Raw genomic sequence first — 17707 nt, 5'->3', positions numbered from 1 at the left:
TCGTTCAGGGTTCGGCGTTCGCCGCTCCGGCCGCGGGTGGGCCCGCGCGCACAGGTCCGAGCGTCGGGCGCTTCGCGCTGCGGCCGTCTCCCGAAGACCGGCCGAGCACTCGGCGCACGATCCAGGGACCGACGAAACCGGCCACCCACCGGAGTTCCTCGGCGACTCGGTGCTGCGCGGACAGCGGCTGCCGCGCGGGGAGGGGGGCGCTCCAGTCCGCGCTGCTGCCCGGGATTTCCAGCGCGTGACTCACGGCTCCGGCCAGCCGAGCGTGCCCGAGAGCGTTGAGGTGCAACCGATCGCCGCTCCACAGCCGGGGATCCGAGGTGACGGCGTGAGCGGAGAGGTCGACGACGATGGCACCGCAGCGGTGCGCCGCGGTGCGGATCCGGTCGTTGAGGTCGCAGGTCCGCGCGGTGAGCAGGCGCCCGGCCAGCAGCCGCAGACCGGGGTCCGGGTAGGTGAACGTGACGACCGCGGCGCCCGTGGCCGCGAGTTCGCCGAGCACGTGCTCGATGTGGTCGCCCACGGCCGCGGCGTCGAATCTCGGGCGGATCAGGTCGTTCACCCCGGCCATGACGGTGACCAGGTCGGGCGCCAGCGCGAGCGCCGGGGCCAGTTGCTCCGCGCGCACCTCGTGGGCCAGCCTGCCGCGCACCGCGAGGTTCGCGTACTGCAGTTGCGGGTTCGCCGTCGCGATGCGCTCGGCGAGGCGATCCGCCCAGCCGCGGTAGCCCACCACGTCGTCACCGTCGTCGAGGCCTTCGGTCTGGCTGTCGCCGAGCGCTACGAATCGCAGGGGACCGCGCGCTTCCCAGTCGCGGTCACCGCTGAACATCAGCGCCCTCCCTGGCCCGCAGGACGGATGCGGCGCGAATGCACCAGTCCAGGTTCCCCTGCTCGAACTGCCGTCCCCGCAAGCACGTCAGGTACGGACCGATCCGCCCGCCGCGAGCCAGGAACTCCGCTTCGTCGAGCTCACCGCGCATCTTGCGCAGGAGCGCTTCGAAGAGCTCGATCTTCGCGGTGGCGATCGCCGCGCGTTCTTCGAGCTGGCCGATCAGCTCGGCGGCTTCGATCGAGTCCGCGGCCGCGACCTTCACCATGAGGTCGTCGCGGATGAACGAGGGCTTGGACGGCGCCCCGGCGAACCGGTGCAGCTCGGCGAACCCCGCTTCGGTGACGGTGAACAACCGCTTGTTCGGCCGGGTTTCCTGCACCACCTCGCGGCCCGCGACCAGCCCCTCCCTCTCCAGTTTCGCCAGCTCCGAGTAGAGCTGCTGCGGCAACGCGTGCCAGAAGTTCGCCATGCCCGCGTCGAAGGCCTTGGCCAGCTGGTACCCGCTGAGCTCGCCGTCCAGCAACGCAGCGAGCACCGCATGCCGCAACGCCATGTCACTTCCTCCCGGGCCGGGTGCGCATCTCACTATAGTCAACAATAAGACTAATCATATCCTTGACCAAGGAGATCGGATGGACACCGTCGACCGCTTCCGCACCGCAGTCGAGCAGCGCGACGCCGAGGGGCTGGAGCCGCTGTTCGCCCCCGAACCCAGGTTCTTCAGCCCCGTCAAGTTCACCCCGTTCGAGGGCCGCACCGCGGTCCTCGGCGTCTTCGGAGTTCTCCTGCGGGTGTTCGACGAGTTCCGGTACGTCGGCGAGCTGCACGGCACGGCGGAGACTGCGGCGGGCGCGCCCGCCGACACGCACCAGCTGATCTTCCGCGCAGTGGTCGGCAGCAAGCAGATCCACGGCATCGACCTGATCCAGCTCGACGACGACGGCCTGATCGAGGAGTTCACCGTGATGGTCCGGCCGATGAGCGCGGTCGCGGCGCTCGGCGAGGCGGTGCAGGCCGGGCTCGTCGCAGAGGGTCTGGTCGCCGGCGGAAGCTGATCAGCCGACCGGTCGGACCGCTTCGCTCCCCGACCAGTGCGATGGCCGGATTCCGCCAGCTCGCCGAGCGTTCCGGGGGTTGGCTGGTGGCGGGTGCCCGTCGTGAGGAGTCGGCATGTTCGCGGGAGTCGTGGTCCAGTTCGTCCTGCTGGCCGTGGCGTGGGGATCGAGCTTCCTGCTCATCAAGATCGGTCTGGAGGACCTGTCCCCGGCGCAGGTGGTGCTGGCCCGGATGGTCTTCGGCGCGCTGGCCCTGGGCGCGGTCGTGCTGGTCGCCCGCCGGCCGGTGCCGCGGGACCCGCGCGTGTGGGGCCACCTCGCGGTGGTCGCGATGCTGCTGTGCGTGGTGCCGTTCACGCTGTTCGCCTGGGCGGAGCAGCGGATCTCGTCGGGTCTGGCGAGCATCTTCAACGCCACCACACCGCTGGTCGCGATGCTCTTCGCCGCCGCGATGCTGGCGGGCGAGCGGATGAACCGGGACCGCACCTGCGGGCTGCTGCTGGGGTTCGCGGGCGTGGTGGCGATCATCGGCCCCTGGCGCGGACTGGGCGAGCACTACGACCTCCTCCCCCAGCTGGCCTGCCTGGGCGCCACCGCCTGCTACGGCCTCGCATTCGCCTACCTGCGCCGCTTCGTCTCCGGCCGCGGTCACTCCGCCCCCGCGCTCGCCTTCGTCCAGGTCCTCATCGGAGCCGTGATCATGGTGGTCGGGGCGCCCTGGGTGGCCGCTGAGCCCGTCGACCGGCTCAGCGGCGCGGTCGTCATCAGCATGGTCGTCCTCGGCGTCTTCGGCACCGGGCTGGCCTACGTGTGGAACAACAACGTCGTCGCCGCCTGGGGCGCGGCCAACGCCGCCGCGGTCACCTACCTCTCACCTGTCGTGGGTGTGCTCCTCGGGGTCGTGCTGCTGGGCGAGCCCCTCACCTGGAACCAGCCGGTCGGCGCGGCGCTGGTCGTGCTCGGGATCATGGCGGCGCACGGGCGCTTGAACTGGATCATCCAGCGGCGGCGTGCGACCACCGGTGGCCGGCGCGGGAGCGCAGCCCGCGCCGGCCACCAGCTCTGACCGGCTGGTTCACCGAGTCAGAGCGTGATCACGATCCGGTACTTCTCGTTCGGCGTCTGCACGTCGGTGACGTGCAGTTCACCGCGGGCGTTGCGGTAGGCGCCCGTACCTCCGGTGACGGCCATCGGCCCGTCGGTACCGCGGACCCACACCGCCTGGGCGGTGAGCTGGCCGTCCGGCAGCTGGAGCGACAGCGTGCAGTTGGTGGTGATCCGCTCGCCGTCCACGTGCGTCACCTGGCAGGAGCCGCCGTCGTAGCCGACCCGCTGCCCGTTCCGGTACAGCACGTCGGAGAACACGTACTCGTCGCCGAGGCTCAGCCCGTGCTCGCCGACGTCGGTGAGCACGAACTGGTCGTTGCCCACGTCGAGCTCGATCACCTGCGCCGCGGCCGGGGACGCCGCCGCGGGCGGTGCGGGCACCGAGCCGGGAGCCAGTGCGAGCAGTCCGATCACGGCGAGGCCGCCGCCGACGGCGAAAACCTTCTTCGCGGACAATGATTCGCCTTCCTGCTAGGCGCCGTGCGGTCCACGGCGGTCCGGAGCCGATCGTGAAACTTCGAGCGCGCACGAAGTCAAGGACGTGCTGAGCAGCACGATGAGTTGCCGTGGAGCGATCACCGGACGAAGCTTGCGCGGGAAGTCCCACGATCAGGCGGAAGGTGTTCGATGACCGAGGCGCACGACCGCGCGGTGCCCGCCGCGGCCCACTCCGAGGGAAGGCTGCCTTCGGGGCAGTACTGGCAGAGCTGGACCGTCGAGCAGCCGGTCGGAGTCGTCGTGCTGGTGCACGGGCTGCACGAGCACAGCGGCCGCTACCGGCACGTCGCGGCGCGGCTCAACGCGGCGGGCTACGCCGTCCACGCGCTGGACCACCCCGGGCACGGCCGGTCGCCGGGCACTCGCGGCAACATCGGCGGCATGGCCGCCGCCGTCTCCGGGGTCGGCCTGCTGGCCCGGCTGGCCGCCGACCGGCACAGCGGCGCACCGGTGTTCGTCTACGGGCACAGCATGGGCGGGCTGATCTCGCTGCAGTACCTCACCGGAACGCCGCTGGAGCGGATCCGCGGCGCGGTGATCTCGGCGCCCGCGCTCGACGCCGGACCGGTGTCCACTGTGGAGCGGATCGTCGCGCCGCTGCTGTCGAAGCTGCTGCCCGACCTCGGCGTGCGCACCATCGACGCCGACACCATCAGCCGCGATCCCGCGGTGGTGCGGGACTTCCGCACCGATCCGCTCAACCACAACGGGAAGATGCGGGCGCGGACCGCGGTCGAGATCATGCGGACCGCCGAGGACATGCCGCAGCGCCTGCCGTCGCTGACCATGCCGCTGCTGGTCCTGCACGGCGGCGCCGACCGGCTGATGCCGCCGTCCGCCAGCGAGCTGGTGCGCGACCGCGCCGGATCCACCGACCTCACGTTCCGGATCCACGAGGGCCTGCACCACGAATCGCACAACGAGCCGGAGCGGGACCAGGTGCTCGACGAGATCACCGCCTGGCTCGACGCGCACCTGGCCGGCTGAAGTTCCCGCCGCGGCGGGAACAAGCCAATCCGGCGATCTGGCGTTGACTCGCGATCACCACCGGGCGAGCATGCTCACGCCGTGCTCGTTCCCGGATCGCGCGCCCGCGCGAATGGATGAGGTGCCGCATGCGATTCGCGAAGAAGACGTGCCTGGCGCTGTCCGGTGCCGCGCTGGTCGCCGCCGGGTTGAGCGGTGTCGAGATCGCCTCCGCAGCTCCACCGGAATCGGCCGGGTGCAGCGACCTGTACGTCCTCACCGACGGCCGGGGGCGCGGGTTGACCGGCCGGACCTGGGACGACGCCGGGACGACCGTGCCGCCCGGAGCCCGTGCCGAGAAGTTCCGGTACGACGACGGGATCGTCCCGGGCGTGCACCCGCACAGCCTGGACAACACGCGGCGGGTGGCGGCCCCGGCGCTGGAGCGGAAGGTCGGGGACTTCCACCGCGCCTGCCCGGGTTCGCGGATCACCCTCGTCGGCTACTCCTTCGGCGCGCTCATCTCCGGTGACGCCGCCGAGCTGCTGGCCGCGCGGGACGAGGTCCCGGACCAGCTGGTCAACGCCGTGCTGATCGCCGATCCGCGGCGCCACGTCACGAACACCGCGGTGCAGGGCCCCTCCGGCGGCATCATGTCGGTCGCGCCGGACGGGCCGGGCATGCACACGCCCGGCCCGCGCGAGTTCGGCGACATCAAAGTGGCGAGCATCTGCCGGGAGGACGACGTGGTCTGCCACGCCGCGAACCCCATCTCCAACGCGCAGGCGTTCAGCGGCCAGCTGCAACGCCTCCCCACCGCGCACGGCGCCTACGGCTCACCGGGCCAGAACTTCTGGGCCCGGCCCGCCGATTTCGCCGACGCCGGTGACCTGCTGCTCCCGCCCGCCGCGCCGATCGCCTGGGGGCCGCCCGCGTTCCCGTCGCCGATGCCCCGGGAGATCCTCAACGACAACGCGGTCTACCAGCGCGTGATGGACGGTCTGACGGAGTCCGGCGATGCCCTGGCCTGGGCGGAGGTGCTGAACTCGTTCGGACTTCCCGGTGACCAGATCGTGCACGGATTCTGGAAGGCCCTGCAGGAAGCAGGCGCCGGGTACTGACAGCGGTCAGAGCTTGTCGGGGCTTCCCCGGCCTGCGGGTGTCCCTCCTGATGTATGCCGACAGCATTCTCAGACCGACCATCCGCCCGCAGCGGCCGTGGACTCGGCGAATTCGGCGAAGGTGCGCGGGGCGCGGCCGAGAGCTCGCTGCACGCCGTCGGAGACGTAGGAGTCGGTGCCGTTGCGGAGCGGTTCGAGGACGTCGGCGAATCCCGCTGCCTCCGAGGCCGGGAGCCCCTGAGCGACCAGTTCCGCGACGAAGTCCTCGACGGACAGCGGCACGTAGCGGATCTCGCGGCCGGCCGCGGCGGAGATCGCGGCGACCGCCTCCGCCAACGTCACCGGCTCGGGCCCGGACAGCTCGTAGATCTGGCCGGAGTGGCCCGCCCCGGTCAGCGCCGCGACCACGACCGCCGCGATGTCCTCGGCGTCGACGAAGCTGACCGCCCCGTCACCACCGGGCAACCGCAGCTCACCGGCGGCGATCGCCTCGGCGAAGAAGCCCTCGCTGAAGTTCTGCGCGAACCAGCCCGGCCGGCTGATCGTCCACTCCAGACCGCTCTCCCGCACGGCGGCCTCGCTGTCGAGCAGGGCGTCGCGAACGCCGCCCGGGTCGTTGGCGTAATCCGGGTCGTCGATGCCGCGACCGGAGGCCAGCACGAGCCGCTGCACCCCGTGCCGCACCGCTCGCTCGACGAACGGGCGGACGAACCGCGTGCCGTCCACCTGCACGAGGTAGGCGGCGCGGACTCCCTCCAAGGCCGGATCCCAGGTCCGGCTGTCGGCCCAGTCGAAGGTGTGCTCGCCGCCGCGGGACGCCGCGCGAACCGGCAGCCCCGCGGCGCGCAGCCGGCGGACCACCCGGCGGCCGGACTTGCCGGTCGCGCCGGTGACGAGAATCGGCTTTTCAGACATGACTCCAGCCAATCAGCGGGAATCGAGACGATCCATGGCTGATGAGCTCCGCTCGATGTTCGTGCGTCTACGCTGTGGGCATGGACGCCGTGTCAGAGCTGTTGGCGGACGTGCGGGCGCGCGGCGCCGTCTTCCGGCAGGCGATCGTCCGGCCGCCGTGGGCGCTGCGGATGTCCAGCGGTGCCTCGCTGACGCTGGCCACGATGCTGAACAGTCCCGCGTGGATCGTCCCCGACCAGCGCGAACCGGTGCGCATCGAAGCGGGCGACATCGCCGTGATCCGCGGTGACGTGCCCTACTCGGTGGCCGACGATCCGGCGACCAGCCCGTCGGCGGTGGTGACCGAGGCCGACTACTGCTCGGCGACCGGGGGCGGCGAGCGCGCGGCCGCCCGGACCTGCGGAACACCGGCGGCCGGGGCCGCCGTGCTGCTCAGCGGGGCATTCGAGCGCCAGGGAGAGCTCAGCGCGCAGCTGCTCCAGGCACTGCCCGCGGTGCTGGTGGTGCCTGCCCAGGAGCGCCCCTTCCCGTCCCCGGAGCAGGTCGCCGAGGAGATCACCCGGGACCGGCCCGGACAACAGCTCGTGCTGGACCGGCTCATGGACCTGATGCTGGTCTCCGCGCTGCGCAGCTGGTTCGACGATCCGGACGCCGGTGCGCCGGCCTGGTGCCGCGCCATGGACGATCCGGTGGTGGGCACCGCGCTGCGGCTGCTGCACGACGCGCCCGCCCACCCGTGGACCGTGGCGGAGCTGGCGGCGAAGGTGGGGGTGTCGCGGGCGGCGCTGGCCCGGCGGTTCACCGCGCTGATCGGTGAACCGCCGATGACCTACCTGACGAACTGGCGGATCGCGCTGGCCGCCGACCTGCTGCGCAAGACCGACCGCACGGTGGACGTGATCGCGCGGAAAGTGGGCTATTCCAACGCTTTCGCGCTGAGCGTGGCGTTCAAGCGGCTGCGCGGCGCACGGCCCAGCGACCACCGGAAACGGGAGACCGAGCAGCGGAGCGGGTAACGCCGCACCGGCAGCCGCCGCCCTCGCCTCCCGCAGCCGAATCGGCCGGTCCTGGGCGGAACCGGCGGAAACCGGGCCATCGCGGGCGGTGGCCCGGTCCGGGAGTCAGCGCGCCGTGTAGCCGCCGTCGACCAGCAGATCGGCCCCGTTGATCATCGCCGAGGCGTCGGAGGCCAGGAAGACCGCGGTGGCCGCGATCTCCTCGGGGAGCGCGAAGCGGCCGGTGGGGATGACCGCCTTCAGCGCATCGCCCTTGGGCCCCTCCCACGCCTTGCGGCCGAGCTCGGTGAGCACCACCGTGGGCGAGATCGAGTTGACCGTGACCCCGCGACCGGCCCACTCCGTGGCCAGCACCTTGGTCAGGCCGATCACGCCGAACTTGGACGCGCAGTAGGCGGCGTGCTGGTCCAGCGCGACGCTCCCGGCCTGGGAGGCGAGGTTGATGATCCGCCCCCGTCCCGCCGCGAGCATGTGCTTGCCCACCGCCTGCGAGACCTGGAACGTGCCGGTCAGGTTGACCGCCATCGTCTTGTCCCAGGCCTGCCGGCCCAGGTCTTCGGCAGGCGCCAGCAGCGCCACGCCCGCGCTGTTGACCAGCACGTCGACGCGCTCGCAAGCGTCGATCACGGCTGCCACCGCCGCCTCGACCGAGGCCGCGTCGGAGACGTCGCAGGCGAATCCCCGCGCGCCGCCGCCGATCCGGTCGGCCTGGGCCCGTGCCGCCTCTTCCTGCAGGTCGAGGATGGCAACCCGGGCACCCTTCGCGGCGTAGGCAGCCGCGATCGCACCGCCGATGCCCGATGCCCCTCCCGTGATGACCGCGACCTTGTCCGCGAGCCCGAAGTCCAGGTCCACGTCGGCGGGTTCCATCGTCATTGGCGTTCTCCTCACACCGTTGCTCCAGTTGGAGCAGAACCTACCGAACGCGGTGCCGCGGGTGGACCGCTCGGGTGGCCGCCGCGCACCCGGCGAAGCTGGTCGGCGCGGTGCACTGCGGCTCAGACGTCTCCGTGCTCGACGAGACCGGGCGCGAGCCACCCGCTGACGGTGTGCACCGGGTTCGAGCACGAGACCGGTGCGGTGGTGCGCGGGTGGGAGAGCCGTCATGATCCTCCGGACCGCACACCGCTGTTCGGAGCGAGGAGGCAGATGAGCACCACCAACGGCACGTCGACCCCGGCGAAGGGGAGCCCGCTGCTGCTCGTCCTGTTCGCGGTGGTGCTGGCACCGACGTTCCTCATCGGCTACGCGGTGGGCGCCGGCTCGGCCTCCGTCGTGGGCGGGTTCGTCGCCATGTACTCGCTCATCGCCTTCCTCGGCGGACCGCTGCGCGCCGATCTCCGCCTGGCTGCCGCGCTGAGCCCGCTGCTGCTGTTCGCGGCGATCGTGCCGCGGCTGCTCGGTGAGATCTCCCGGCCCGCCGCGATCGCCGTGATCGTGCTGATCGTGTTCGTCGCGGCGCTGCTGCCGCTGCGCGGACCGCGCTTCGTCACCGTCGGCCTCGGGCTGGGCATGGTCGCGCTGTTCGCCTACGGCATGGCGCTGATCGGGCCTGCCGGCCCCTGGCAGGTCGTCGTCGCCGCGGTGACCGGGGTGGTGATCGCCGTCGTGCTGCGCGTCCTGCTCGGGATCGGCGATCCGTCCAAGGCGACCCGGGAGAAGATCGCCGACGTCCTCGACGCCGAGGCTCCCGCCCTGACGACGGCCTTCGACACGTGGCTGGCCGACGGCCGCCGCCGCTGGCTCGGCATCGCGCTCGGCGCCGCATCCCGCTACCGCCTGGCCCTGCACTCGGCCGAGGCGGTCCAGCGCGCGGGACAGGTGGAAGCCTCGGACGAGGAACTGGTCGCGCTGCGCACCCGCGCCCACGAGCTCGCCGAGCTGCTGCGCGCCAAGAAGCCCGGTCCCGCACCGCAGGTCGAGGCCGGTGCCGCAGCGGTCGAGTTCGGCTCCGAGGCCTCGGCGGCCCTCGACGCCGTCGAACGGGCCATCACCGAGCGGGACACCTCCCGGGTGGCGCTGCCCGACCGGCTGCGGACGTCCGTTCTGCGGCCGAGCGTGCGGCTGCGCTCGATCCAGGTCCGGCACGCGGTGCGCACGGCCTTCGGGCTCCTGCTGATCCTGGTGATCACCTCGTACCTGCCCGCCGGTGATCCGCTGGTGGCGACCGCGCTGATGACCACGTTCGGCATCCTGCAGGCGAGCTGGCGCGAGACGCTGATCAAGGCGCGTCCGCGCGTCGTCGGGCTGGTCGCGGGCGCGGCGCTGGCCGTCGTGATCATCCTGGTGGTGCCCGCGCCCCACCTGCCCGTGGTCGCGCTGACGGCGCTCGTCATCGCGCTGTGGAACATGATGTCCCGGCCCTCGCTGGCCTACACGTTCATGGTGGTCGTGACCGTCGGCTTCAACACTTCACTGCGGCACACCGATCCGGTCCACACCCTGGTCGAGTACGCGGTGCTGACGCTCACCGCAGCGCTCATCGGCGTCCTCGTCGGCTTCGCCGTGGTCCCCGGCCTGCGCCCAGAACCGCTGCGGCACCGGATCGTCGCCGCGCGCACGACGACCGCGCGGGCGCTGCGGGCGATGACCGAGCCGGGCCACGACACCGAAACGCTCGTCCTGCACCGGGAAGCGGCGCGAGCCCGCGTCGAGCTCACCCCCGACCGCGAGAAGCTCGACGACGACCAGCTCGCCGAACTCGACCGCTTCCGGGCCGCGCTGCGCGACCTCTCGATGCTCGGCACCACCGCCGCTCTCGGCCGAAGCACCGACGTCGAACGGCTCAAAGCCGCACTCGACGCGCTGGAAGTTCCCGCACCGGCCGACGACGAATCCCCCACCGGGCTGGAGTCGATCTTGGCCGGTCTGGCCGACCAGGTCCGGACCACCGAAGCCCAGCTGCTGGCCACGCTCCCCGACCGCTGACGTCCAGCCGTTCCGCCACGAAGTGAAACGTGTTCTAATCGTGGTCCGGAAACCGAGCAGGGATCGGAGGAATGCCGGTGCGATACGGCGTCGTGCTGTTCACCAGCGATCGCGGCATCTCGCCCGCCGAAGCCGCGCGGGCCGCGGAAGAGGCGGGGTTCCACTCGTTCGCCGTCCCCGAGCACACCCACATCCCCGTGCGGCGGGACGCCGCGCACCCGGGCACGGGCACCGAGGAACTGCCCGACGACCGCTACCAGCGCACCCTCGACCCGTGGGTCGCGCTGGCGACCGCGGCTTCGGTGACGCACCGGATCACGCTGTCCACCGCCGTCGCCCTGCCCACCGAGCACGATCCCATCACGCTGGCCAAGACGATCGCGACGCTCGACCACCTCTCCGGCGGGCGCGTCGCACTGGGCACCGGATTCGGCTGGAACACCGACGAACTGGCCGATCACGGAATCCCGGGCGGCAGGCGCAAGACCGCGCTGCGCGAGTACCTCGGCGCCATGCGGGCGCTGTGGACGCAGGAGGAAGCGAGCTACGGCGGCGAGTTCGTCAGCTTCGGCCCGAGCTGGGCCTGGCCCAAACCCGTGCGGGCGGGGCACATCCCGGTGCTGCTCGGCGCGGGCGGCACCGAGCGCAACTTCGCCTGGGCGGTGCAGCACGCGGACGGCTGGATCACCACGCCGCGCGAACGCGACGTCGAGGACCGGGTGCGCCGCCTGCGGGAGCTCTGGAAGGAAGCGGGCCGGGACGGCGAACCCGAAGTCATCGCGCTGGCGGGCAAACCCGACCCGGACACGTTGACCGGGTGGGCGGCCTGCGGCGTGACCGAGGTCCTGTTCGGGCTGCCGGACGCGCCGGCCGAAGTCGTCACCTCCTACATCACCCGGCTGGCCGACCGGATCGGCCTCGCGGCGGCGAACTGAGCCACCACCGGGCCCGCGAACGCTAGGGTGTCGCACACCCGGCAGCTGGAGGCCGACGATGGACCGACCCGACCGCGACGACCCGATACCCGGCACCACCGGAGCCCGGGTGGACACCTCGGTGCCCAACGTGGCGCGGATGTACGACTACTACCTCGGCGGGGCGGCGAACTTCGCCGTCGATCGCGAGGCGGCCGAGCGGGCGCTGGCGGTCACCCCGGAGATCGGCCGGTTCGCGCGGATGAACCGGGAGTTCCTCGGCCGGGTGGTGCGATACCTGTGCGAGCGGGGCATCGACCAGTTCCTCGACCTGGGATCGGGAGTTCCCACCGTCGGCAACGTCCACGAGATCGCCCACCAGCACGACCCGCGCGCCCGGATCGCCTACGTCGACCACGAATCCGTCGCGGTCGCGCACGCCCGCGCGCTGCTGGTCGACGAGCCCGACGTCAGCGTCACCCAGGCCGACATCCGCCGACCGGCGGAGGTCCTGGCCGCGCCGGGCGTGGCCGGGCTGCTCGACCTCTCCCGGCCGGTGGCGGTGCTGGCCGTGGCCATCCTGCACTTCGTGCCCGATTCCGACGAACCCGACCGGATCCTGCGCACCTACTGCGACGCCTGCCCGCCGGGCAGCTTCGTGGCCCTGTCGCACGCGTCGATGACCACCATGACCAAGAGCGAGGCCCACCGAGGTCAGGACGTCTACCGCAGCACGCCGACGCCGCTGGTGGTGCGCAGCCGCGACGAGATCGCCGCGCTCCTCGACGGCTGCGAACTGGTCGAGCCCGGGCTCGCGCCGATCAACCACTGGCCGTCGGACACCGGCGAAAGCCCGGCCAACGGCTACGGAGCCGTCGGCGAACTGCGCTGAGGGGCGCGGCTCAACCGAAGTCGCGGCGGCGCAGGGCGAACAGGCCGGTGGCGATCAGCAGCGCCGACAGCACTAGCATGATCAGTGCTGGTACCGGGTCGAAGGGGGCCCCGGCGACCGTGTTCGGGATGTGGTGGAAGGGTTCGAAGGGCGTTCCACCCCAACCGCCGTACAGCGGACCGGCGACACGCCCCAGCACCGCCACCGCTGCCCAGACCGCCCAGCCGATCGCCGCGGAAGCCCGCGGCACCGCGCCGTGAGCGAGCACGCAGATCGCGCCGACCAGCCAGACGGCCGGGAGGGTGCCCAGCGTTCCGGCGAACACGCGCGGGATGTCGGTCGCGGGATCGCCGACGAAGAAGGCGAAGGACACGCCGAACACCCCACCCGCGATCGCGAGCAGCACCGCCGAACCGAGGCTCAGCACCACCAGATGCCCTGCGGCCCAACGGATTCGGGTCAGCGGCGTGGACTGCACGAGCTCCGCGCGGCCGGAGCGCTCCTCGGCGCGCATCCGCTGCACCACGAGCACCGGGTACAGCGCGATGACGTGCGCGAAGATCAGGATCATGGCCCACAGCCCGAAGGAGGCGAGATCGGCTCCAGGACTGCCGCCGAAGCCGCGCAGCAGGTTGTCCGTCGTGGTTCCGGGGGCCTGCTTCCACTGGTCCATCATCGTGCTGAAACCACCGGCGCCGACCGCGAAAACGGCCACCGCGACGGCCCACCTGAGCAGCAAACCGCGGTGAAGCCGCCACGCCAGGCTGATCGGTCCGCGCAGGCCGGGTGCGGCCGCAGCCCCGCGGCCCTCCGGGAGCAACCCGGCACCGAGGTCTCGGCGGTCGACCAGGCGGTACGCCATGGCTGCCAGGACAGCGCTCACCCCGAGCGGAAGCACGAGCGCCCACCAGCGGTTGGTCCAGTACGGCTGCACCGCGTGGATCCAGCCGAGCGGCGACGCCCACTTCATCCAGTACAGCCCGGACGCATCACCGGCGTAGCGCAGGATGTAGGCGACTCCGAGCACGAGCAAGCTCAGCGCTCGCGCGGTGCGGGCCATCCGGCTGAGCTGGGCGAACACCGCTGCGATGGCGCCGAACAGCACTCCGGCCCCGCTGACCGCCGCGCCGTAGACGAGCGATCCGGCCGGGTCCATCCCGATGGCGATCAGTGCGATCGCGGTGGCCGCGCCACCGGCGAGGCTGGTCCCGCCCGCCACCAGCAGCGCTGCGGTCAGCGGGGCACGGCGGCCGATCGCACCCGCGCGCAGCAGCTCGATGCGCCCGGCGTCCTCGTCGGCGCGGGTGTGCCGGACGACCACGAACACGGCGGCGAACGCGCTGAACAGGTAGAGGAACCCGCCGCTGCGCCAGGCCGCGAGGTAGCCGAGGTCGGAGATGACGAATCCGCCGCCCAGCGCCCGGAAGAAGTTGTTGCGGTTGATCAGCTCGACGTATTCGGCCATCAGCTCCGGGGTTGGCATGGCCCGCTCGATGTAGGAGACCAGTACCAGGGCCAGCGCGATGAGCAGCGCGATCCACCACGGCGCGATGGTGCGCTCGCGCCGCAGCGCCAACCGCACCAGGCTCGCCGTCCCGGCGCTCATCGCTGCCCGGCCTTCTCGTAGTGGCGCAGGAACAGCTGCTCCAGGGTCGGTGGTCGGCTGACCAGGCGGCGGACGCCGAGCGCGTCGAGCTGGCGCAGCGCCGGGCCGAGAGCCGCGGTGTCGACCTCGAATCGCACGACATCGCCGTCGGCGCGCAGGTCGTGCACTCCTGGCAGCTCGGCGAGCCCGTCGGGCGGTCCGGGAATCTCGGCTTCGACGCAGGTGCGGGCCAGGTGCCTGAGCTCCGCGAGGCTTCCGGTGCCGGCCGTGTGCCCGGCGCGGACGATGGTCACCCGGTCGCACAGGTCCTCGACCTCGGTCAGCACGTGACTGGACAGCAGAACCGTCCGGACGCCGCGCTGTTCGCGCACGAGGTCCCGGAAGACCTGCTCCACCAACGGGTCCAGGCCTGAGGTGGGTTCGTCGAGGACGAGCAGTTCGGCGCCGGAGGCGAACGCGGCGATCAGCGCCACCTTCTGCCGGTTGCCCTTGGAGTAGGCGCGGGCCTTGGTCCGCGGATCCAGGTCGAAACGTTCGATCAGCTCCGCCCGCCGCGCGCGTGCGGCCGGGCCGCGCTCCCGCATCAGGAGGTCGATGACCTCACCGCCGGACAATCCCGGCCAGAGCGTCACGTCCCCGGGCACGTACGCCAGCCTGGAGTGCAGTTCTGTCGCATCGCGCCACGGATCGCCGCCCAACAGCCTGGCGGTGCCCGCGTCCGCGCGCAGCAGGCCGAGCAGGATGCGGAGCGTGGTGCTCTTCCCCGCACCGTTCGGCCCGAGGAACCCGTGCACCTCGCCGGCGTTCACGGTGAGCTCGAGGCCGTCCAGCGCGGTGGTGCGGCCGAACGTCTTGACCAGTCCGCGGATCTCTATGGGAGCCGTCATCCGGAACTCTTTCCGCCCTGCGGCAAGCGGTCTCGCAACTCGGCCGCTTCCTCCGGGCTGAGGTAGGGGTGGGAGTAGATGTCGAGCAGGGCCCGTGCCAGCAGGTCGGCGCCCTCCGGGCTGAACACGTCGACGCCGAGCCCCCGCGACACGTGCTCGTGGAGCACTGAGACGGACAGCGCCATCGCCGCGCCCACGGTCGCCCTGGCCTTGCGCGACACTTCCGGTGCGTCGGAACGCTTTTCGTCGGCTTCGGCCAGCCACTGCGCCCCGAGCCGCACCAGCTCGTCGAACACCGGCGCCGCGCGGCCCTCGGTCAGGGCGCGCAGGACGTAGCCGCGGTAGGGCCCGAAGACCGCTCCGGCGACCGCGACGTAGTTGACCTCGCCCGGGCCGCTGTCGGCCCTGACCTGGTCGTTGATCTTGCCGAGCGCTTTGGCCAGGTGGGCGTCGCACGCGTCGCGCAGCGCTTCCTTGGAACCGAAGTGGTGGCGCACCAGGCCCGACGACACCCCGGCCGTCTCGGCGATCCCGCGGATCGTCGCCCGGTCGAAGCCGTGCTCGCCGAAGTGCCGCAGGGCGGCATCCCGGATCCGCGCACGAGCGGTGAGGTCTTCGGGTTCGGTCATGAGCACCTCCACCTCCGACTGTACGCACGGACAGTTCACTGCACAAGCGTGTAGTCGGTACGCTTCCGATGCAGCCGATCGGACGTACCCGGCCTGCGCGGGCGGTGGCACACTGGCGATGTCCGAGATCGTCTGTCCCTGACTCGGTGACCGGAAACGGGGGACCGGTTGGCCGTGGAGGTGCAGGCGTTCCTCTTCAGCAGGTGCTGGGACGCGCCGTCGGCGCGCCCCTGCGCCCGACCGAGGGAGAACGCGTGATGTCCGCCCTGACCTGCATCGTTGGCGCGCCCGTTTCCGTCGCCGTGGTCCTGCTCGTCCTCCGCTTCGCACCGACGGCGGTGCTCACCGTCCTCGCGGGCGCCACAGCGATCATCGCGCGCGACAAACGAGCCGCTCGCGCGCTGGTCGTCCTGCAGATGCTCCGGCCGAACACCCGGACGTCACCCGAACCCGTTGCGCGCCAGCAGGATCCCGCGACGCACTCCCCCACCGCCTAGCCCGCCCGAAGCAGGGGCGCGGCTCTCCGGTGCAGCTGCGAAAGCAGCCGTCGCCCGGAGCCCCCTCCCTTGAAAGGGACCCGCGACTTGAATGGAAATCAGGTCTTCCGGGGATTTCGAGGGCTTGGGAATCCGGGGACGGGCGAACGCCACAGGGGCAGGCTAGGACCCATGCGCTACCGATCACCGGCCTTGGTTTACACCTGTTCGTGTGGTGAAACAGGCGTTCGACGCTGGCATCGTGGATCTCATGGACGTCATGGCGTTGGTGGCGGGGTCGGGTGTGGACGGTGAGAGTCCACAGTCGACCATCCCGGTGTGCTCGGATGCCGAGCTGATGGCTGTGATCGCCGATACCGAGGCTCTCATGCGGGCCGCGGTGGCAATTCAGCTGCGGGCCATCGCTGAAGCCGAGCAGCGGGGCATCCCCTCAGCGCAGGGCGCGCGCAAGACCGAGACCTGGGTGCGGGAGAAGCTCAACATCGCCGCCGGAGAGGCCAAGAGCCGGGTCATGGTGGCCCGGACGGCCACCGAACGCACCACGGCCACCGGGGAGCAGGTTCCCGCGGAACTGCCCGCCGTCGCCGAGGCCATCACCGCCGGTGCGATCACGGTCGACCACGCGCGGACCATCATCAACGGCGTGCGCCGCATGGCACCGGTCTGCACCCCGGCCGAGGTGGGCCAGGCCGAGGCAGTGCTCACCGAGCACGCCCGGAACCACAGTCCGCACGACCTGGCCACACTGGCCGAGCGGATCCGCTACTACTTCGACGAGGACAACGCCTTCCGCACCGAACAGGTGCAGCACGTCCTGCGGGAGCTGCACTACAGGACCGACGCCGACGGGATGACGGTGATCAACGCCCGGCTCTCCCGCGAGGCCGGCGCGAAGTTCCGCGCCGCGCTCCAGCCGCTGGCCGCACCCCTGCCCGCCGAGGACGGTCAACCGGACTTCCGCAGCCCCGGCCAGCGCAACGCCGACGCCTTCGACGCCCTGCTGGACATCGCCCTGGCCTCCGACCAGCTGCCCCGCTCCGGCGGTCAGCGCCCGCACATCACCATCACCATCGACTTCAACACCCTCACCCGCACGCTCCAGGACACCGGTCGCGGTGTTCTGCCGGGCACGCTGACCGCCACCGGGCAGCCGATCACGGCCGCCACCGTCCGGCGTTTCGCCTGCGACGCCGAAATCCTCCCCGTCGTCCTCAACAGCGACGGACTCCCCCTCGACGTGGGCCGTGCCGAGCGCACCGCGCCGCCCCACCTGCGCGCCGCACTGCTCCTGCGCGACGGCACGTGCGCGTTCCCCGCCTGCGACCGCCCGCCCGGCACTCCCGAAGCACACCACGTCCAGTCCTGGCTCGACGGCGGCGCGACCGAGCTGAACAACCTCGTCATGCTCTGCGGCCACCACCACCGAACCGTCCACACCCAGCACTGGGCGATCGCCATCGAGAACGACCGCCCCGTGTTCACCCCACCCACCACAGTGGACTCCGCTCGGAAACCCAGACCCGGCGGCCGGCCCACCGGCACCGAACACAACGCCCTCCTCCACCAGCTCATCCCGCGACCACGCCAGGCGGAGGAGGCAACACACGTCACCTGAGCCGCCCACCCCGGGCGGCCGCCCCCGCACGCCCACCCGACCAAACCGATCAGCGCGATTCTCTGAACGGTTCGGTCGGGTGGGCTTCCCCTACCTGCCCATCGGCACCTCGGTAGCCCGCGGGTCGGTACGAGTTGGGTTCGACAGGTGAGTCACGCGCTCCCACGGGTCCGGCCACGTGTCCGACTCATCCCACCTCGCGGTGCCGGGCGACCGCGAT

18 protein-coding genes are annotated in these 17707 nt (G+C 71.8%); 10 read left to right on the top strand and 8 right to left on the bottom strand.

The annotated features are described in order from the left end of the window. Window positions 1–4: 4 nt before the first annotated feature. Both OU416_RS01210 and OU416_RS01205 read right to left on the bottom strand, forming a co-directional pair. A complete protein-coding gene (locus tag OU416_RS01210; protein WP_270924892.1) occupies window positions 5–838 on the bottom strand; it encodes an SGNH/GDSL hydrolase family protein in 834 nt (277 codons plus the stop codon). After that, window positions 825–1394, bottom strand: a complete 570-nt coding sequence (locus OU416_RS01205; RefSeq protein WP_270924891.1) for a PadR family transcriptional regulator — start codon at window positions 1392–1394, stop codon at window positions 825–827. The genes OU416_RS01210 and OU416_RS01205 overlap by 14 nt, the downstream gene beginning before the upstream one ends. Window positions 1395–1473: 79 nt before the next feature. On the opposite strand from OU416_RS01205, the gene OU416_RS01200 reads away from it, so the two are divergent. Both OU416_RS01200 and OU416_RS01195 read left to right on the top strand, forming a co-directional pair. After that, the gene (locus OU416_RS01200; RefSeq protein WP_270924890.1) at window positions 1474–1896 is read left to right on the top strand and encodes a nuclear transport factor 2 family protein; all 423 of its coding nucleotides are present in this window, start codon (window positions 1474–1476) and stop codon (window positions 1894–1896) included. Window positions 1897–2011: 115 nt separating this feature from the next. Further along, window positions 2012–2962 (top strand): DMT family transporter, encoded by a 951-nt coding sequence (locus OU416_RS01195; RefSeq protein ID WP_270924889.1) that lies wholly within the window; start codon window positions 2012–2014, stop codon window positions 2960–2962. 17 nt (window positions 2963–2979) lie between these two features. On the opposite strand, the gene OU416_RS01190 is transcribed toward OU416_RS01195, so the two are convergent. Next, window positions 2980–3459, bottom strand: coding sequence for an allene oxide cyclase barrel-like domain-containing protein (locus OU416_RS01190; protein ID WP_270924888.1), 480 nt, complete (start codon window positions 3457–3459; stop codon window positions 2980–2982). Between the two features lie 171 nt (window positions 3460–3630). On the opposite strand from OU416_RS01190, the gene OU416_RS01185 reads away from it, so the two are divergent. Both OU416_RS01185 and OU416_RS01180 read left to right on the top strand, forming a co-directional pair. After that, a complete protein-coding gene (locus OU416_RS01185; protein WP_270924887.1) occupies window positions 3631–4488 on the top strand; it encodes an alpha/beta hydrolase in 858 nt (285 codons plus the stop codon). Between the two features lie 128 nt (window positions 4489–4616). Beyond that, the gene (locus tag OU416_RS01180; protein WP_270924886.1) at window positions 4617–5588 is read left to right on the top strand and encodes a cutinase family protein; all 972 of its coding nucleotides are present in this window, start codon (window positions 4617–4619) and stop codon (window positions 5586–5588) included. 69 nt (window positions 5589–5657) lie between these two features. On the opposite strand, the gene OU416_RS01175 is transcribed toward OU416_RS01180, so the two are convergent. Then, a complete protein-coding gene (locus OU416_RS01175) occupies window positions 5658–6503 on the bottom strand; it encodes an NAD(P)H-binding protein (RefSeq protein ID WP_270924885.1) in 846 nt (281 codons plus the stop codon). Window positions 6504–6583: 80 nt separating this feature from the next. Here OU416_RS01175 and OU416_RS01170 point away from each other — a divergent pair, with 80 nt between their 5' ends. Further along, window positions 6584–7519, top strand: coding sequence for an AraC family transcriptional regulator (locus tag OU416_RS01170; RefSeq protein ID WP_270924884.1), 936 nt, complete (start codon window positions 6584–6586; stop codon window positions 7517–7519). Window positions 7520–7624: 105 nt separating this feature from the next. Here OU416_RS01170 and OU416_RS01165 read toward each other — a convergent pair whose 3' ends face one another. Next, window positions 7625–8395: a GolD/DthD family dehydrogenase gene (locus OU416_RS01165; protein WP_270924883.1), complete on the bottom strand. Its 771-nt coding sequence runs from the start codon at window positions 8393–8395 to the stop codon at window positions 7625–7627. 273 nt (window positions 8396–8668) lie between these two features. On the opposite strand from OU416_RS01165, the gene OU416_RS01160 reads away from it, so the two are divergent. The 3 genes from OU416_RS01160 to OU416_RS01150 all read left to right on the top strand — a co-directional run bounded on the left by OU416_RS01160 (window position 8669) and on the right by OU416_RS01150 (window position 12253). Beyond that, on the top strand, window positions 8669–10447 hold the full coding sequence (locus tag OU416_RS01160; protein WP_270924882.1) for an FUSC family protein: 1779 nt from the start codon (window positions 8669–8671) through the stop codon (window positions 10445–10447). A gap of 77 nt (window positions 10448–10524) precedes the next feature. Beyond that, window positions 10525–11382 carry an LLM class F420-dependent oxidoreductase gene (locus OU416_RS01155; RefSeq protein ID WP_270924881.1) on the top strand — a complete coding sequence of 286 codons (858 nt, stop codon included), beginning with the start codon at window positions 10525–10527 and terminating at the stop codon, window positions 11380–11382. A gap of 58 nt (window positions 11383–11440) precedes the next feature. Continuing rightward, a complete protein-coding gene (locus tag OU416_RS01150; protein WP_270924880.1) occupies window positions 11441–12253 on the top strand; it encodes an SAM-dependent methyltransferase in 813 nt (270 codons plus the stop codon). 10 nt (window positions 12254–12263) lie between these two features. On the opposite strand, the gene OU416_RS01145 is transcribed toward OU416_RS01150, so the two are convergent. Genes OU416_RS01145 through OU416_RS01135 form a run of 3 tightly spaced genes read right to left on the bottom strand, consistent with a single transcriptional unit; the run spans window position 12264 to window position 15375 of the window. Beyond that, window positions 12264–13859, bottom strand: coding sequence for an ABC transporter permease (locus OU416_RS01145; protein ID WP_270924879.1), 1596 nt, complete (start codon window positions 13857–13859; stop codon window positions 12264–12266). After that, complete coding sequence (locus OU416_RS01140; protein ID WP_270924878.1) at window positions 13856–14746, bottom strand: ABC transporter ATP-binding protein; 891 nt, start codon at window positions 14744–14746, stop codon at window positions 13856–13858. The genes OU416_RS01145 and OU416_RS01140 overlap by 4 nt, the downstream gene beginning before the upstream one ends. Then, the gene (locus tag OU416_RS01135; RefSeq protein WP_270924877.1) at window positions 14743–15375 is read right to left on the bottom strand and encodes a TetR/AcrR family transcriptional regulator; all 633 of its coding nucleotides are present in this window, start codon (window positions 15373–15375) and stop codon (window positions 14743–14745) included. Before OU416_RS01135 ends, OU416_RS01140 begins: the two co-directional genes overlap by 4 nt. 257 nt (window positions 15376–15632) lie before the next feature. Between OU416_RS01135 and OU416_RS01130 the strand changes: the two genes are divergently transcribed. Both OU416_RS01130 and OU416_RS01125 read left to right on the top strand, forming a co-directional pair. Next, window positions 15633–15872, top strand: a complete 240-nt coding sequence (locus tag OU416_RS01130) for a hypothetical protein (RefSeq protein WP_270924876.1) — start codon at window positions 15633–15635, stop codon at window positions 15870–15872. A gap of 250 nt (window positions 15873–16122) precedes the next feature. After that, the gene (locus OU416_RS01125; protein WP_270925392.1) at window positions 16123–17487 is read left to right on the top strand and encodes an HNH endonuclease signature motif containing protein; all 1365 of its coding nucleotides are present in this window, start codon (window positions 16123–16125) and stop codon (window positions 17485–17487) included. Window positions 17488–17707 lie beyond the last annotated feature (220 nt).

This window comes from Saccharopolyspora indica (genome assembly GCF_027853965.1).
Taxonomy (GTDB): domain Bacteria; phylum Actinomycetota; class Actinomycetes; order Mycobacteriales; family Pseudonocardiaceae; genus Saccharopolyspora; species Saccharopolyspora indica.
The sequence above is the reverse complement of the archived record's forward strand: the minus strand, read 5'-3'. Positions and strand labels throughout refer to the sequence as shown.

Bases quoted from the DNA above. Each gene is read 5' to 3' on its own strand.
- OU416_RS01210 (WP_270924892.1), bottom strand. From the start codon at position 838: ATGTTCAGCGGTGACCGCGACTGGGAAGCGCGCGGTCCCCTGCGATTC.
- OU416_RS01205 (WP_270924891.1), bottom strand. From the start codon at position 1,394: ATGGCGTTGCGGCATGCGGTGCTCGCTGCGTTGCTGGACGGCGAGCTC.
- OU416_RS01200 (WP_270924890.1), top strand. From the start codon at position 1,474: ATGGACACCGTCGACCGCTTCCGCACCGCAGTCGAGCAGCGCGACGCC.
- OU416_RS01195 (WP_270924889.1), top strand. From the start codon at position 2,012: ATGTTCGCGGGAGTCGTGGTCCAGTTCGTCCTGCTGGCCGTGGCGTGG.
- OU416_RS01185 (WP_270924887.1), top strand. From the start codon at position 3,631: ATGACCGAGGCGCACGACCGCGCGGTGCCCGCCGCGGCCCACTCCGAG.
- OU416_RS01180 (WP_270924886.1), top strand. From the start codon at position 4,617: ATGCGATTCGCGAAGAAGACGTGCCTGGCGCTGTCCGGTGCCGCGCTG.
- OU416_RS01175 (WP_270924885.1), bottom strand. From the start codon at position 6,503: ATGTCTGAAAAGCCGATTCTCGTCACCGGCGCGACCGGCAAGTCCGGC.
- OU416_RS01170 (WP_270924884.1), top strand. From the start codon at position 6,584: ATGGACGCCGTGTCAGAGCTGTTGGCGGACGTGCGGGCGCGCGGCGCC.
- OU416_RS01165 (WP_270924883.1), bottom strand. From the start codon at position 8,395: ATGACGATGGAACCCGCCGACGTGGACCTGGACTTCGGGCTCGCGGAC.
- OU416_RS01160 (WP_270924882.1), top strand. From the start codon at position 8,669: ATGAGCACCACCAACGGCACGTCGACCCCGGCGAAGGGGAGCCCGCTG.
- OU416_RS01150 (WP_270924880.1), top strand. From the start codon at position 11,441: ATGGACCGACCCGACCGCGACGACCCGATACCCGGCACCACCGGAGCC.
- OU416_RS01145 (WP_270924879.1), bottom strand. From the start codon at position 13,859: ATGAGCGCCGGGACGGCGAGCCTGGTGCGGTTGGCGCTGCGGCGCGAG.
- OU416_RS01140 (WP_270924878.1), bottom strand. From the start codon at position 14,746: ATGACGGCTCCCATAGAGATCCGCGGACTGGTCAAGACGTTCGGCCGC.
- OU416_RS01135 (WP_270924877.1), bottom strand. From the start codon at position 15,375: ATGACCGAACCCGAAGACCTCACCGCTCGTGCGCGGATCCGGGATGCC.
- OU416_RS01130 (WP_270924876.1), top strand. From the start codon at position 15,633: ATGTCCGCCCTGACCTGCATCGTTGGCGCGCCCGTTTCCGTCGCCGTG.
- OU416_RS01125 (WP_270925392.1), top strand. From the start codon at position 16,123: ATGGACGTCATGGCGTTGGTGGCGGGGTCGGGTGTGGACGGTGAGAGT.